This is a genomic window from Streptomyces monomycini, from assembly GCF_022271435.1.
In the GTDB taxonomy this organism is placed as follows: domain Bacteria; phylum Actinomycetota; class Actinomycetes; order Streptomycetales; family Streptomycetaceae; genus Streptomyces; species Streptomyces monomycini.
Genome location: NZ_JAFIQY010000001.1, coordinates 12,811 through 26,074 on the forward strand (window position 1 = coordinate 12,811; position 13,264 = coordinate 26,074).

Consider the following 13,264-nt stretch of genomic DNA (forward strand, 5'->3'; position numbering starts at 1 on the left):
CATCAATACACATCGAGCGTATGGTCCTGTTCGGATCTTTACGACCCGTTTCGTGCTGACAACGGACGGCGTATCGCCATGAGCAGCCGAAGTTCCGCACCTCACGGTACGGCTCCTCCCCCGGCCGAAGGCGCCCGGAACCACGACACTTACGGACCAGCAACCCATGGCGCTGCACGGGAAACAGGTGTGCGGCCATAGGGAAACCCGTGATAGTTACTACATCTGCGAGGGACGTCTTCATTCGTCGGCAGCCTGGCCGAGCAGGCCAACCCGAACGGCCTGGCCCGAGCGGGCCGCCCCGAAACCCGGAATCGAGTAGAAGCCCGGTCGCGTCGCTGCGCGCCAGTTCCTACGGCCGGCAACACACCGTGGCTCACCCTCTCCCGTTCCTATCCAGTACCCCTGCCTGGGCCGCTCACGGCGCCGGCAGGCTGACCGAGACCGACGTCCACCAGTTCCTCGCCACCATCGGCCGCAGCTCCAAGCGGGCCGCCGGCGGAGCACTGGACGGCGCCGGGCTCGACGCCGCCCGGGGCGAGTTCATCGGTCGGTTCGGCATCGGGCTGCTCGCCTGTTTCGTAGTGGCGGACGCCATCACGGTGGTGAGCCGAACCGCGGCCGACCACGACTGAACGCCCTTCAGCCCTGCTCCCCCGACCGTAGGGGTCCCGGGCGGCCTTGTCGCCAGCTGCGCGCGGCTGGCGACAAGGCGTTGCGGTTGATGGGCAACGACGGGCACTGCGCTTCGCCTCGCGCCGGCATGCGTGGCGCAGTCTCCGGCTCGCGCCTCGGGGGCGTGGCGGGATTCAATCCCCTCATCGCGTGACGCACATCACTCACATCTCTTGCGTCACTCGCGTATCGACTCACAGTAATCCAACATAGCGCTTGGTTGTGCACATATACCTTTTGCGGCTTTAGCGGTTCGATGTGCCACCTCGAGGTGACGCGAAGTGGACTTTGCCGCATCGGCGCACATCGCGAGCAGGAGGTCGGGCAACCCGATGAGGCACCTGTGCCCTCTTGCCTGTCAATCTTGATCCACGACGCAGGTCATTTTAGAGTTCATCTCACGTTCGTGGCGCCGCAAGCCGGTCTTCACGACCCGGGTGGAGCGGGGCCAACTTTCGCCTGGTGACGGGATTCGCCCGAACGGAACGTTCGGCCTGGCCCACCGACCCTTCTCCTGCGCCCAGAGGACGGCATTATGGCTACGCCTGACCGTTTTTCCGCTGCTGCGATCCTGCGTGAAGGTGGTGTCTTCTGGATCACCGGGCTCGCGGAGTCCGGCAAGACCACAGTAGCCAACATTCTGGCCCGGCAACTCCGGCAGATCGGTATCAGGCCCGTACTCCTGGACGGGAACGTCATGCGTGAGGCCCTTGGCGAGACCAGGTCGTTCGACCGCGAGGGCAGGCGCAACATGGCCTACACGTACGCCCGCTTCAGTCGCATGCTGGCCGGTCAGGGCCAAGTGGTGATCTGCTCAACCATCTCCCTGTTCCACGACGTGCAGGCATGGAACCGGGAGAACATCGAGCGATATTACGAGGTGTTCCTCGATGTACCGCTGGAGGAGTTGAAGAAACGAGACAGCAAGGGGGTCTACAGCACAGCAGACCACAAAGAAGTGGTCGGGATCGGCGTCAGGCCGGAATTCCCGAAGAACCCCGACCTGCGGATAGCGAACTTCTCCGACACCGATCCCGAGTCGGCGGCGTCCCGCATTCTTGGGGAATGCATGGCGGGAACAGCCCGCTGACTGCCGGCCGCGACCTGTTGCTCGGACAACCTAGCGCGACGGAGGAAGGAATTCACGTGACTGCGACCCTCAAGCACGGCGACTTCACCAGCCTGGCCGAGGACTACTCCCGGTACCGTGAGGGGTACGCGCCCTCAGTCGTTTCCGCGTTGACCGGCCTGCTCGGCGGCTCCGCCGGGTCGTGCGATGCCGTCGACGTGGGGGCGGGCACGGGAATCTGGAGCCGCATGCTCGCGGAAGCCGGATTCCGGTCGGTGACGGCTGTCGATCCCAACGACACCATGCGGGCAACAGGGGAAAGGGACTCCGCGCACCACGACATCACCTGGCGTGCGGGGAGCGGCGAGGACACCGGCCTGGCCACCGCGTCGGCCGACCTGGTGACGATGGCCTCCTCCTTCCATTGGGTGGACTTCCACAAGGGCACGAAGGAGTTCAGCCGCGTCCTGCGTCCCGGTGGATGGTTCGTCGCGCTGTGGAATCCTCGCTACATCCAGGCCAGTCCCCTGCTTACGGACATCGAAGCGGAACTGGACCGGTTGAAGCCGGGCATGAAGCGGGTCTCATCGGCCCGGCAAGGTCTCATGGACGAACTCTCCGACCGGCTGGCGGCGAGCGAGCACTTCGACGATGTCATCCTCCTGGAGGGACGTCACGAGGTGCAGCAAACCGTCGATCAGTACATAGGCGTATGGCGCTCGGTCAACGATGTCCGGGTGCAGCTCGGTGAGGAGAAGTTCGAGCAGTTCCTCGACTACGCGCGACGGCGCATCGGAGACGCGGAGACGGTGCGGACCACCTATCTCACCCGCGCCTGGGCGGCCCGCCGCGTCAGCGCCTGAACCGTTTTCTCACCAGGCCGGGGACAGGCGGGTGAGCGTGATGGACCCCTTGCGTCCGGGCAGGTTGTAGAACATGACTGGTTCTTGGTGTGCTGAGCGGATTGGTCGTCACCGAACACTTTTGCTCACCGCATTGCTCACGACCACAAACTTCCTCGTCGTCTTCGACGGCTTGGTGGTCACCGTTGCACTTCCTGCGGTGCAGCACAGTCTGGGTCTCGGCCAGGCCGGCGCGCAATGGATCATGACGGCCTACACCCTCCCGCTGGGCGGCATGCTGCTGCTGGGCGGCCGATGCAGCGACCGCTACGGACGCCGTCCGGTACTCATCACCGGATTCGGACTGTTCATCACCGGCTTGCTGCTGGCGGGATTCGCCCCGGCACTGTGGCTGCTGTTGCCGGGTCGCATGCTGCAGGGTGTGGGCGCCGCGCTCGCGGTCCCCACGTCCTTTGCGGTCATCAGCGCGCAGCGGTCGCCACGTGACCGTAACCGGTTGTTCGCCGCCGTCGCGGTGGCCGGCGGGCTGGGGGCGGCCGGCGGCGCCATCATCGGTGGCGTCGTCACGCAGGGGCTCGGCTGGCGGTACGTCTTCCTGCTCTCCGTACCGGTCGCGCTCCTCGCCGCCCTGGTGACGCCCAGGGTCCTGGAGCGCCGGCCGCCGGTCCCGACGGCCGCCGGACTGGACCTTCCCGGCGTCGTGCTCTCCACGGCCGGTCTCATGCTGCTCGTCTTCGCCATCACGAACACGGAGTCCGCGGGTGCGGTTTCCTTCGGCACGCTGGGCCCTTTGGGGTTGTCTGCTGTCGCATTCACCGGCTTTCTCCTTCACGAACGCAGAACGAAGGACCCCCTGCTGCGTCTGGGGATTCTTCGCGTGCCATCTTTTCGTACCGCGGTGCTCGCCATGCCGGCCAATGAGTTTGCCTACCAAGGAAGTGTCTTCATCGGATTGCTCTTCTTCCAGCAGGCCCTCGGTTACAGTCCCCTCGGTGCGGGGCTGGCCTTCAGCCCTCTCGGGCTCGTCGTTCTGGCCGGCTCGTCCGTCGCCAACCGGCTCCTTGACCGCTTTCGCTGGACGGTAGTGGCAGCCGGCGCCCAGTTCGTCAGCGCTGTGGGACTGGCGCTGCTCGCCCTGGCCGGTCCGGGGAGCGCCTATCTGCCGCACATCCTGCCGAGCATGCTCATTTTGGGACTGGGAACGGTAGTGGGGGCTGTCTCGTTCAATGTCGCCGCAGGCAAGGACATCTCCCCCCATGACAAGGGCGTGGGCTACGGCGTCTTCGAGACTGCCAAGTACGTCGCGGGCGTCTTCGCCGTTGCGGGGTTGGGCAGTATCGCCGCGGCCCGAACCAGTTCAGCGGAGGCCGCCAGTCAGACCGCGGCGCTGGCAACCGGTTATCAATGTGCCTTCTTTGTCGCAGCAGGCATCGCTGTTGTCGGCGGGATCCTGGTCGCGGTGCTGGGTGATTCGTCGGGGCCGAAGAGGAACCGTCCGGATCCGGCCTCGGCAGCCACCGGCAGCACAAGCGACGCGCACCCCTCAGCATGCCCTCCCGGCCAAGCAGACAAGGGAAAGCGATGAGCGAGAAGATCTACTACCTGCTCCACGGTATACAGGACCGCTACAACGCTCTCTACCAGGACAATATGGAGAAGCTCGGTGACCGGGACATTGCCGTCGCCAGCATCGGAGGCTCCGGCCAGTCGCTCCTGGGCAACATTCTTCTGGAGCTCGGGCTCAACTACGCAGACCCCTACATCGATGCCCTGAACGCCGACGGCACGAGCAGGCCCGTACCTGCGTACGCCGAATACCGCAGCAGGCTGGCTGCCACCGACCGGAGCAACTGGCACGAAGATGCCCGAGCCAGGCCCCGGTGGCCTCGGTTCGTGAAGACACACCTCACTCCCGATTTCCTGGCAAACCGCCCTCTGCTGGGGGCGTGGATCCTGATCAGGGACCCGCGTGACTCCCTCTACTCCTGGCACAAGTTCCGCACCAACTTCGCGAAAGATCCGTTGGATCTCCTCCCCCGCACCTTCGAGCAATGGCTGGAACAGGCAGGGCCTGCCGGGGTCAGCCGGCTTGAGGACTGGTCATCATTCTATGACGCGTGGGACAAGGCACGCGGCGCCTTTCAACGAAGCACCGTGACAACTTTCGAAGACCTCAAGACCAACCCGGTACCGGCCCTGCAAAAGAGCCTTGAAGACCTCGAAGTGGACGTCAAGCACGCCGACTTACTGCAGGCGATCGAGCGAAGCAGCTTTGAAAGCATGCGAGCACACGAAGAAAAGCGCTCGGGCGGTGGGAGTGACGGAGGCAGCGGAGGCGGAACCAGAACCCGCATCATGCGCAGCGGGACTCCAAACGAATGGCACGGCTGGATGACTCCCGGCCTGCACCGGAAATTCAGCACCGGAAAGATCGCCGACGTTGCCCGACGCTTCGGTTACGAGACGACCGGCACGTAGACATGTGACGAAAGCGTCGGCAGCGGTGGCGTTGCGGGTGGAGCTGGCTGCGGCCTGCATGTCCTGGGCGCTGGTCCGGCTCCAGCGGTTCGCCCTGCTGGACAGCCGTCCCATGCTCGCGGGGGCCCCCTCCGGAGCAGCGATCACACTCGCATCACCACCACCATCACTACCGAGGTCACTCCTGCTCCGGCCGAGACCCGCTTGACGCCCCACCCTGCTCCGGCAGCATGCCGTCCAATTCCCTGGCCTCCGCCTCGTTCAGCTCCAGTTCGGCGGCCCTGGCCGAGTCCTGGACGGATGACGGGCGGCTGGCCCCCGGTACCGGAATCATCACTGGTGAGCGCGCCGGCAACCAGGCCAACGCGACCTGTTGCGGGCTGACGCCGCGTTCGGCCGCGATGCGGTGGAAGGCCGTACCCTCGGAGGTCGGGCCGGAAGCTCCGTCGAGGGAGCTGCGGGAGATGCCGCCGAGCGGGCTCCAGGGCAGAAAGGCCAGGCTCAGCTCCGTACACAGCCGAAGTTCGGCCTCGCTGCCGCGGACGGCCGGGGAGTACCGGTTCTGTACGGAGACCAGCGCGTCGCCGAGAATCGCGTGAGCCTCGTGGATCTGCGCGGTGTCCACGTCGGAGATCCCGGCGGCGCGGATCGTCCCCGCGTCGAGCAGCTCGCGCAGCGCGCCCACGGAATCGGCCCAGGGCACGGCCGGGTCCGGCTTGTGCAGCTGGTGGAGGCCGATCGCCTCGGCACCGAGCCGCTTGAGCGAGGACTCGGCTGCGCGCTTGAAATGTTCGGGGCTGCCGGTGACCGTCCAGCTCCCGTCGCCGGGCCGGCCCCGTCCTCCCTTGGTGGCGACGAGGACGTCCGAGCTGTCGCCGCTGTAGCGGGCGAGGGCGCGGGCGACGAGAAGTTCGTTGTGACCGTTTTCGCCCGCGTGTTGTACGTCGTCCTGCCCCAGAGCCACCGGCTGGCCGGGCGCGGCTCCCTGGGCCTCTGCGAAGTCGCGGCCGAACCCTGGGTGCTCGGCTGCCGCAAGACCGAGACGTACCTTCGGCGCTATGCCGAACTCGCCGGCTTCGAACCCTCGTACGAGGGAGCACGACGGACTACTTCTTCGCCTGCTCGCTCGTGGTCGCGGGTGTGGGGATCTCGCTGGTCCCGGCCATCGCGTTCGCCCCGGCGCCGGCAGATCTCCGCGTCGTTCCCATCAAGCCGCCGGGCCCCGGCCCGCCACATCGGCGTCGCCACCGCGCGCAGCCGCCACCATCCCCCGGTCGCGACGCTGATCCGGGCTCTCCGGGAGCAGGCGTCGTCCTTCGGCGGATGGTGAGCGAATCGAACGGGCCGCGTGAGGCTTCGCGCAGGTCCGGAACGATCGACTTCGAACTCGTCGGGCAGGGCATGTTGCGCCCGGATCCGATGAGGATCGCGCAACGCTACCCGCCTTTCTCCAGAGCGTTCGCCCCCAGGCTTTTGCCAGCAGACTTTCTCGATCGCGGTTCCGACAGGGACGGCTACTGGCTCCGAATGTGCTCGGCGGTGGGGCTGTGGCTGTCGGCTCCGCCGGCTTCGTCGAGCAGGCGCAGTTGGGTGGCGGCTTCGAGCCGGCGGGGGTGGTTCAGTCGGACGAGACCCTCGTGGGCGGCAGTCAGGGTCTCGCGGGCCTCTTCGGTCCGGTCGAGATGGCGCAGGACGATGCCGAGGCCGAGGCGGGCCGGTTCGCTCCAGGCAGGCATACGTGCCGCCTCGAAGCGGGCGACGGCGTGCCGGAACGGCGCTTCGGCCTCGTTCCAGCGGTGCAGGGCGGTGAGGTCGTTGCCGATGTGCTGCTGGGCCGATGCCCGGTAGAGGTCGATCAGTTCGTGCGGCTTTCCCGGGATGCCGGCACTGCACAGGGCCTCGCTGCGCCGGTGGGCGGACAGGGCCTCGTCCGGGCGGCCGGTCTGGCGCAGGAGCCGGCCGAGGGTGTTGAGGATGGAGAGTTCGACGAGACGGCTCTGCGCGCCGGTCTGGCGGCGGAGGCACTCGGCGCCTTGGTGGAGATGGACGATGCCCTCGTCGGTCCGTCCGAGCGCGTCGAGTGCCAGTGCCGCGTAGTTGTGGGCCCAACCGACCTGAAGCTGGTCGTCGATCTTGCGTGCCAGCACCAGGGCGGCCTGCGCGGTGCTCAACGCGGTGGTGTGGTCGTGGAGGCAGGTGTTGTGGGCCCAGGCAAGGTAGTTGAGGTGGACGGTTTCGTCGCGTCGGCTGCCCAGGGCGCGGGCGGATCGGACAGCCTGCTCGAAGACCTCCCTCCACAGCTCCCAGTGCGAGGTGCGGTCGGAGAACCAGTGCATCGCCTCGGCGGTGTCGAGGACGTGCCGGTGCCGACCGGCGGCGTGGACGCGGTGCAGGGCCGCGAGCCACTGGGCTCGTTCGTCCTCCAGCCAGGCGTGGGCCTGCTCGTGGCCGGCGGGCGCGGTGGCCGGGTCGGGGTCTTCGCCGGAGGTGTCGGTGGGATGCTCGGGGTTGAAGAGCTGTGCCGCGGCGGCGGCGCGACGCAGCATCCAGGCGTCGGTGCGGGTGCGAGCGGTGGCGATGTCGGCCGGTGTGTCCTCTTCGGTGGCTTGTTCGGTGGCGAACAGGTGGAGGAGGTCGTGGAAACGGTACCGCTCGGTGGTGGGGTGCGGCTGGAAGAGGCCGGCGTCGGTGAGGTCCTGAGCGTGCTGGAGTGTCTGGCGCGGCGGCAGGCCGGCCAGGAGGGCGGCGGTCTGAGGGCTGAAGTCGGGGCCGTCGGCGAGCGCGGCGCGGCGGAAGACGGTACGGGCGGCCGCGTCCAACTGCCGGTATGAGAGGGCGAAGGCGGCCCTCACCTGTAGGGATCCGGCGCGCAGAGCGTCGAGGCGGCCTTCTTGTGCAGCGAGTTGGGTGACGAGTTTGGCGAGGCGTTCGCCGGGTCGGGAAGCCAGGCGCTGTCCGGCGATGCGCACGGCCAGCGGCAGGTGTCCGCACAGGTCGGCGAGGTCCCGGGCGGCCTGGGCCTCGCGCCGTACCCGCTCCGGCCCGACGATCCGGGTCAGCAGTTCGACGGCTTCCTCGCGGCGCAGCAGGGCGAGTTCGGTGCGGTGGACGGCTTCGAGGCCGGCCAGGGCGTGGCGGCTGGTGACCAGGGTGAGCGAGGGGCCGTGGCCGGGCAGCAGGGGTCGGACCTGGTCTTCGGTGGCGGCGTTGTCGAGGAGCAGCAGCACACGCCGCTCACGCAGCACGGACCGTAACAGGCCGGAGCGGTCGTCGGTGCCGGCGGGAACGGCGGTCTCCGCCACGCCCAGGGCGCGCAGCAGCCGGGCCAGAGTTTCGCGCGGCTGGACGGGCTCGGCGTCCATGCCGCGCAGGTCAACGGCGAACTGCCCGTCCGGGAAGCGCGGGGCGAGGGTGTGGGCCGCGTGCACGGCGAAGGCTGTCTTGCCCAGGCCTGGCTGCCCGCAGATCACGGCGACCGGCGGACGGGCGGGGCCGAGGTCGTCGGCGAGGGCCAGGAGCCGGTCCAAGGCCGGGCCGCGGGCCGTGAAGTCGGGAAGGTCGCGGGGCAGGGCGAGTGTGTGGTGAGCGGTGTGCCCCGTGGTGGGTGCTGATTCCGGCTCGGTGCCCGGCTCGTCGGCGGGCTCGGTGGTGGGGCGGGGGCGGCCCAGACTGGCGGCGTGTTCCAGTTGCCGCGTGCCTGTGGCGTCCAGACGCAGGGCTGCGGCCAGGGCTTGGACGGTGCGGCGCTGCGGCCCGCGGGACCGTCCGCGTTCCATGTACGACAGTGCCCGCACACTCACCCCTGCGGCGTGCGCCAACTCCTCCTGAGTGAGCCCGGCGCTTGTGCGCAGCCTGTGCAGGAGCGCGCCGAAGTCGCCCACGGCCGGTGTACCGCTACCCATGCTCAAAAGCCCCCACAACGACAGGGCCCCACCGGCCCGCAACCCCACCTGCAAAATTATGCAGCATCCTCTCTACGCGGGCTCCGCGGCCTTCGCCTCCACCGCGGCCAGGCGCTTCTCATACATCGCCAGTATCTCGGCGGGGCAGTCCGGGCAGGCCGGGAAGTCCGCTGCCTTCATGTCCAGGCAGGGCGCCATCTGACGGATGCCCTCCACCCGCAGCCCGGCTCCGAGCAGTCTCGTACATTCAGCACCCGGTGCACCGCGTGTTCGTCGTGGCTCCGCCGTCCTCTGTCCGTGTGCTGCGCCTCCAGCAGACCCTGTTGCTCGTAGTGGCGAATCGAGCGTCGGCTCGCCCCCGTACACTGCGCCGGCTCCCCGATCTGCATGGCCCCTCCCCCGTTCCGCCGATGCGGCCACTCTACGAATCCCCGAGCTGACCGCGCAGGTGCGTCCCTGACGCACCCGCCCGGTCCCACGTTCGGCACCGGGCGGGTGCGTGTGGTCACGGTCGGTATGGAGCACCGGAACCAGGGCTCGGGGACGATGATGAGCAGATGGCTGTCACCTCACGTGCTCATGCGTTCAACTCCGCTGCCGCCCAGTACGAGGCGAGCCGCCCTTCGTATCCGTCGGCGCTCCTCAACGCCGTCAAGGCGTTCCTGCACCGTCCTTGGGCCGAGGTGCGCGCCGCCGACGTCGGCGCGGGCACAGGCGTGGCGACCGCGCTCCTGCGTGAGCGGGGTGCTGAGGTCTCGCTACTGCGGCGTGCCCGCACGGGCTGCTCGCCAAGCTCAAGGCCGCCGCTACGTTGAGCGGATGCCCCAGGTGGACGGCCTGGCGCGAGGCCCCTTTCGGCCTCGCACCGCAACCGACAGACTCAGGCGGCACGGCGCGTCCTACGGCGACGCACTGCGAGCACGGTGCCACCGCCGGCAGCGACCAACGCGGCGGCCACGCCGACGATCGTTGGCATGTTGTCGTTCGTGCCTGTCTCGGCGAGGTCGGAGCCCTTGGCAGCAGTCGGCGGTGCGCTGTTGGCCTTCATGGTCTTGTCGATCCAGCCGGCGTAGGCGGGTGCGCTGGTGTAGAGACCGGGGCCCTGCGAGCACGGCACATTCGGGGCACCGGGCCCCGAGGTGACGCCGATCAGCTCCCAGCGGCCGTTCCGGCCTTTTTGCACCTGCGGTCCGCCGGAGTCGCCGAAGCACGCCATGGCCCGGGGCACGGTGGTGATCGTGCACAGCCGGGTCCGGTCCGCGTAGCCGGGAGCACACTCGGACTCGGCGCCCCTGCGGGTGTTCAGCTCCTGCAGCCGGGCCGGGAACGTGAACGCGCCGTCGACGGTGGTGCCGTACCCCAGGAGCCGGGTCGGTGTGCCGGGCGGCCCCGCCTGCTTGGCGATCTTGATGGGTTGCTGAGTGACCGGGCGGTCGAGGCGTACCAACGCGATGTCGTCCTTGTTGGCGGTCTTGTTGTCGCCGTTCACATAGCCGGGGTGGACGAAGGTCCGGTCGATCTTCCGGACGGTGCCGCCGGACTTACGGTGGTCGCTGCCGACCCGCACGATGCCGGCCAGTTCGATCCCCTCGACCTTCAGGCAGTGTGCCGCCGTCAGCACCCACTGCGGATCGATCAGCGACGCTCCGCAGTTCGCGTCGAGCAGACCGTCCTTCGGGGCCGACTCCGGAATGGTTGCCATGAACGGGTAACTCTCGGTCGAGTTCGCCCCGTTGACGATGGCTCCGGCACTGCCGGCCATCACGGTGGCACAGGCCACAGCGGTGAGCACGCCGACGGCAGCGGTGCGGACGGTACGGCGGCGTGACGGCTTCGAGCTGAACACAGAGGCTTCCCTTTTGCACTGATTGGTGCTGGTTGGTGCTGGTGAATCCGTATGCATTCAGCTTCGCTGCCCGAAGGCCGTCGGACCATCCGGACAACGGGACGGTCCATGGTGTAGCCAGCCCCCTCCGCACCGGGGGTAAAGGCGAAGGCCGGAGGCCACCAATCCGCTGGTCCGTCCGCTCCGCTACCTGCTCCCTTCGGCGGATGGAGCCGCGGACGTCACCGACTGCCCGCTCCGGGCGGCTGCCGCCGTTCGGACAGTGACGCCTCGTTGCCGCCCTTGCCCGTTCCGACACTCTCCGAGGGCACAGCGTCCAGGGCCGGGGCGATGGTGGTGAAGGCCCGGTCGATCAGCTCGGCGGGGTCCTCGACACCGTCGCTGCCGCTCCACCGTTGCAGCACGGCATCGAAGGCGGTGAGCGCCATCCCGGCGGCCAGCTGCGGGTACAACGCGGTGTCGGGGGCGAGGTCCAGACGCTGCGCCAGCTCTGCCGCCAGGTCGCCGCGCCACTGGTCCTGGCGTTCCAAAAAGCGTGCGCGCAAGGCGGGGGTGCGCAGAATCAGCTGGACCACACGCAGGGCCCGGTCGGAGTGACCGGGCGGGGCGGCGCAGGCGGCCATGGAGACCCAGACGGAGTGCCGTAGAGCCACGGAGGGAGGTTCCTCGGCGGGACGCGCCGCCAGCTCTGTGCGGATGCCGGTGCCCATGTCGGCCAGGAACTGGACGACCACGTCCTCCTTGGAGGCGAAGTACCGGAAGAAGGTCCGCTTGGACACACCGGCGGTGGCGGCGATCTCGTCGATGGTGACCGCGTCGAACCCCTTCAGCGCCAATAGCTGCAGGGCCGCTTCGCTCAGCTCGTCCGAGACGAGTTGGCGTTTGCGCTGGGCCATGGAGACGGGGATATCAGAACTCACCGCGCCATCGTACCTCCATGCCACCCATGACACTCGGAGGCGTCTTGACACCGAGTGTCAATCGAGGCAACGTGTGCCACATGATGAAGAAGCAGCGCTGGACCGCCGAACACATCCCGGACCAGGCCCGACGGGTGTTCGTCGTCACCGGAGCCAACAGCGGCCTCGGCCTGGCGACCACCCGGGCACTCGCCCGCAAGGGCGGACGCGTGATCCTCGCGGTACGGGACATGGCAAAGGGCCACCAGGCCGTCGCGGAGATCACCGCGGAGCAGCCCGGCGCCGACCTCGCGGTGCGCCACCTCGACCTGGCCGATCTCGATTCGGTCCGGGCTTTCGCCGACCAGCTGCGTGCCGAGCATCCGCGGCTTGACGTCCTCGTCAACAACGCCGGCGTGATGGCGCCGCCCCGTTCACTGAGTGCGCAGGGCCACGAGCTGCAGTTCGCCTGCAACCACCTCGGCCACTTCGCGCTCACCGCCCTGGTGCTCGACCTGCTGGCCGCGGGTACCGATCCCCGTGTGGTCACGGTGAGTTCGGCCAACCATCGGCAAGGGCGCCTCCACTTCGACGACCTCTCCGGTGAGCGCACCTACTCGCCCATGGGGTTCTACAACCAGTCGAAGTTCGCCAACGCCGTCTTCGGACGGGAGCTCCACCGGAGGCTGGCCGCGGCCGGCAGTCCGGTGCGCAGCGTGCTCGCCCACCCCGGCTACACCGCCACCAACCTGCAGACAAGCTCGCCGGTCGGCATGGTGAAGCTACTCTTCGGCCGCGTTCTCCTCCCGCTCGCCCAGACTCCGGAGCAGGGTGCACTGCCTCAGCTGTACGCGGCCACCGCCCACGAGGCGCAGGGTGGTGAATTCATCGGCCCGGACGGCTTCTCCGAGTTGCGCGGTGGGCCGACACGGGTGCAGTTGTCCCCCGCGGCGTCCGACCCTCAGATCGGCCACCGGCTGTGGGAGCTGTCGGAACAACTGACCTCCACCCGTTTCGCGTTTCCGGTCGCCTCCTGAGCCGCTTTCGTCTTGGCAAGGGCCTGCCTGGTGGCCTCGGCCGGCGCGTCGGTCAGTGAAAGCTGAAACTCAACGACTTGCAACAGGGGGTCACCCGCTCGCTGGTGTTGGCGCGTTCGGCGACGATGACCAGGTAGTTGAGGCGGTGGGACCGGTAACCGTCGAGGAACTGCGTCTCGACGCCGGCGCGCAGGCCGGAGGTCGAATATCGGCTCGACCTGTTCGCTTTCCATACGGTGCATCTCCCGCAGGTTGCGCTCCTCGCGCTCGTCGAGCGGGGCCTTGCGCACGGTGCGGTCGAAGTCGCCTGTCGGCTGGGCGCGCTGCCGACGGCCGAGAGGTGGGTGATCGCGGCCGCGGCCAGCGCGTCACCTGAGAGTACGGCGGTACTTTTCCCGTAGGCGGACCACACTGTCCGACGTGCGCGCTCCAGCTGGGCCTTGATCGACGAGGACGTGGACGTGGCGGTCGATGTCACCAGTCCTCCGGCGAAAC

The 13,264-nt window shown here is 68.3% G+C and carries 11 protein-coding genes and 2 pseudogenes; 7 read left to right on the plus strand and 6 right to left on the minus strand.

Features of this window, described 5'->3' with window-relative positions; genetic code table 11:
- Positions 1-434: 434 nt before the first annotated feature.
- The 5 genes and pseudogenes from JXZ78_RS00075 to JXZ78_RS00095 all read left to right on the plus strand — a co-directional run.
- Positions 435-626, plus strand: a pseudogene (locus tag JXZ78_RS00075) (HSP90 family protein); the annotation flags it as partial.
- Between the two features lie 584 nt (positions 627-1,210).
- Complete coding sequence (locus tag JXZ78_RS00080; RefSeq protein WP_050502383.1) at positions 1,211-1,765, plus strand: adenylyl-sulfate kinase; 555 nt, start codon at positions 1,211-1,213, stop codon at positions 1,763-1,765.
- A gap of 56 nt (positions 1,766-1,821) precedes the next feature.
- On the plus strand, positions 1,822-2,607 hold the full coding sequence (locus tag JXZ78_RS00085; RefSeq protein ID WP_030019680.1) for a class I SAM-dependent methyltransferase: 786 nt from the start codon (positions 1,822-1,824) through the stop codon (positions 2,605-2,607).
- Between the two features lie 133 nt (positions 2,608-2,740).
- Positions 2,741-4,192: an MFS transporter gene (locus JXZ78_RS00090; protein WP_157851547.1), complete on the plus strand. Its 1,452-nt coding sequence runs from the start codon at positions 2,741-2,743 to the stop codon at positions 4,190-4,192.
- Positions 4,189-5,085 carry a sulfotransferase domain-containing protein gene (locus tag JXZ78_RS00095; protein ID WP_030019682.1) on the plus strand — a complete coding sequence of 299 codons (897 nt, stop codon included), beginning with the start codon at positions 4,189-4,191 and terminating at the stop codon, positions 5,083-5,085. The genes JXZ78_RS00090 and JXZ78_RS00095 overlap by 4 nt, the downstream gene beginning before the upstream one ends.
- 178 nt (positions 5,086-5,263) lie before the next feature.
- Here JXZ78_RS00095 and JXZ78_RS00100 read toward each other — a convergent pair whose 3' ends face one another.
- The 4 genes from JXZ78_RS00100 to JXZ78_RS40950 all read right to left on the minus strand — a co-directional run bounded on the left by JXZ78_RS00100 (position 5,264) and on the right by JXZ78_RS40950 (position 9,376).
- The gene (locus JXZ78_RS00100; protein ID WP_078624180.1) at positions 5,264-6,049 is read right to left on the minus strand and encodes an aldo/keto reductase; all 786 of its coding nucleotides are present in this window, start codon (positions 6,047-6,049) and stop codon (positions 5,264-5,266) included.
- 550 nt (positions 6,050-6,599) lie between these two features.
- On the minus strand, positions 6,600-8,987 hold the full coding sequence (locus JXZ78_RS00110; protein ID WP_030019684.1) for a helix-turn-helix domain-containing protein: 2,388 nt from the start codon (positions 8,985-8,987) through the stop codon (positions 6,600-6,602).
- Positions 8,988-9,059: 72 nt separating this feature from the next.
- Positions 9,060-9,203: a MerR family transcriptional regulator gene (locus tag JXZ78_RS00115; protein ID WP_167745414.1), complete on the minus strand. Its 144-nt coding sequence runs from the start codon at positions 9,201-9,203 to the stop codon at positions 9,060-9,062.
- Positions 9,164-9,376: a MerR family DNA-binding transcriptional regulator gene (locus JXZ78_RS40950; protein WP_078624181.1), complete on the minus strand. Its 213-nt coding sequence runs from the start codon at positions 9,374-9,376 to the stop codon at positions 9,164-9,166. Before JXZ78_RS40950 ends, JXZ78_RS00115 begins: the two co-directional genes overlap by 40 nt.
- Positions 9,377-9,544: 168 nt before the next feature.
- On the opposite strand from JXZ78_RS40950, the pseudogene JXZ78_RS00120 reads away from it, so the two are divergent.
- Positions 9,545-9,742: pseudogene (locus tag JXZ78_RS00120) on the plus strand (SAM-dependent methyltransferase); the annotation flags it as partial.
- Between the two features lie 125 nt (positions 9,743-9,867).
- On the opposite strand, the gene JXZ78_RS00125 reads toward JXZ78_RS00120, so the two are convergent.
- Both JXZ78_RS00125 and JXZ78_RS00130 read right to left on the minus strand, forming a co-directional pair.
- Entirely contained in the window at positions 9,868-10,833 is a 966-nt protein-coding gene (locus tag JXZ78_RS00125; RefSeq protein ID WP_030019685.1) for a S1 family peptidase, read from the minus strand.
- A 221-nt stretch (positions 10,834-11,054) separates the two neighbouring features.
- Complete coding sequence (locus tag JXZ78_RS00130) at positions 11,055-11,729, minus strand: TetR family transcriptional regulator (protein ID WP_078624182.1); 675 nt, start codon at positions 11,727-11,729, stop codon at positions 11,055-11,057.
- Positions 11,730-11,833: 104 nt separating this feature from the next.
- Here JXZ78_RS00130 and JXZ78_RS00135 point away from each other — a divergent pair, with 104 nt between their 5' ends.
- A complete protein-coding gene (locus JXZ78_RS00135; RefSeq protein WP_030019687.1) occupies positions 11,834-12,769 on the plus strand; it encodes an oxidoreductase in 936 nt (311 codons plus the stop codon).
- Positions 12,770-13,264 lie beyond the last annotated feature (495 nt).

Excerpts from the sequence above, each read along its gene's own strand:
- JXZ78_RS00110 (WP_030019684.1), bottom strand. The coding sequence starts at position 8,987 with ATGGGTAGCGGTACACCGGCCGTGGGCGACTTCGGCGCGCTCCTGCAC.
- JXZ78_RS00130 (WP_078624182.1), bottom strand. The coding sequence starts at position 11,729 with ATGGCCCAGCGCAAACGCCAACTCGTCTCGGACGAGCTGAGCGAAGCG.
- JXZ78_RS00095 (WP_030019682.1), top strand. The coding sequence starts at position 4,189 with ATGAGCGAGAAGATCTACTACCTGCTCCACGGTATACAGGACCGCTAC.
- JXZ78_RS00135 (WP_030019687.1), top strand. The coding sequence starts at position 11,834 with ATGATGAAGAAGCAGCGCTGGACCGCCGAACACATCCCGGACCAGGCC.
- JXZ78_RS00080 (WP_050502383.1), top strand. The coding sequence starts at position 1,211 with ATGGCTACGCCTGACCGTTTTTCCGCTGCTGCGATCCTGCGTGAAGGT.
- JXZ78_RS40950 (WP_078624181.1), bottom strand. The coding sequence starts at position 9,376 with ATGCAGATCGGGGAGCCGGCGCAGTGTACGGGGGCGAGCCGACGCTCG.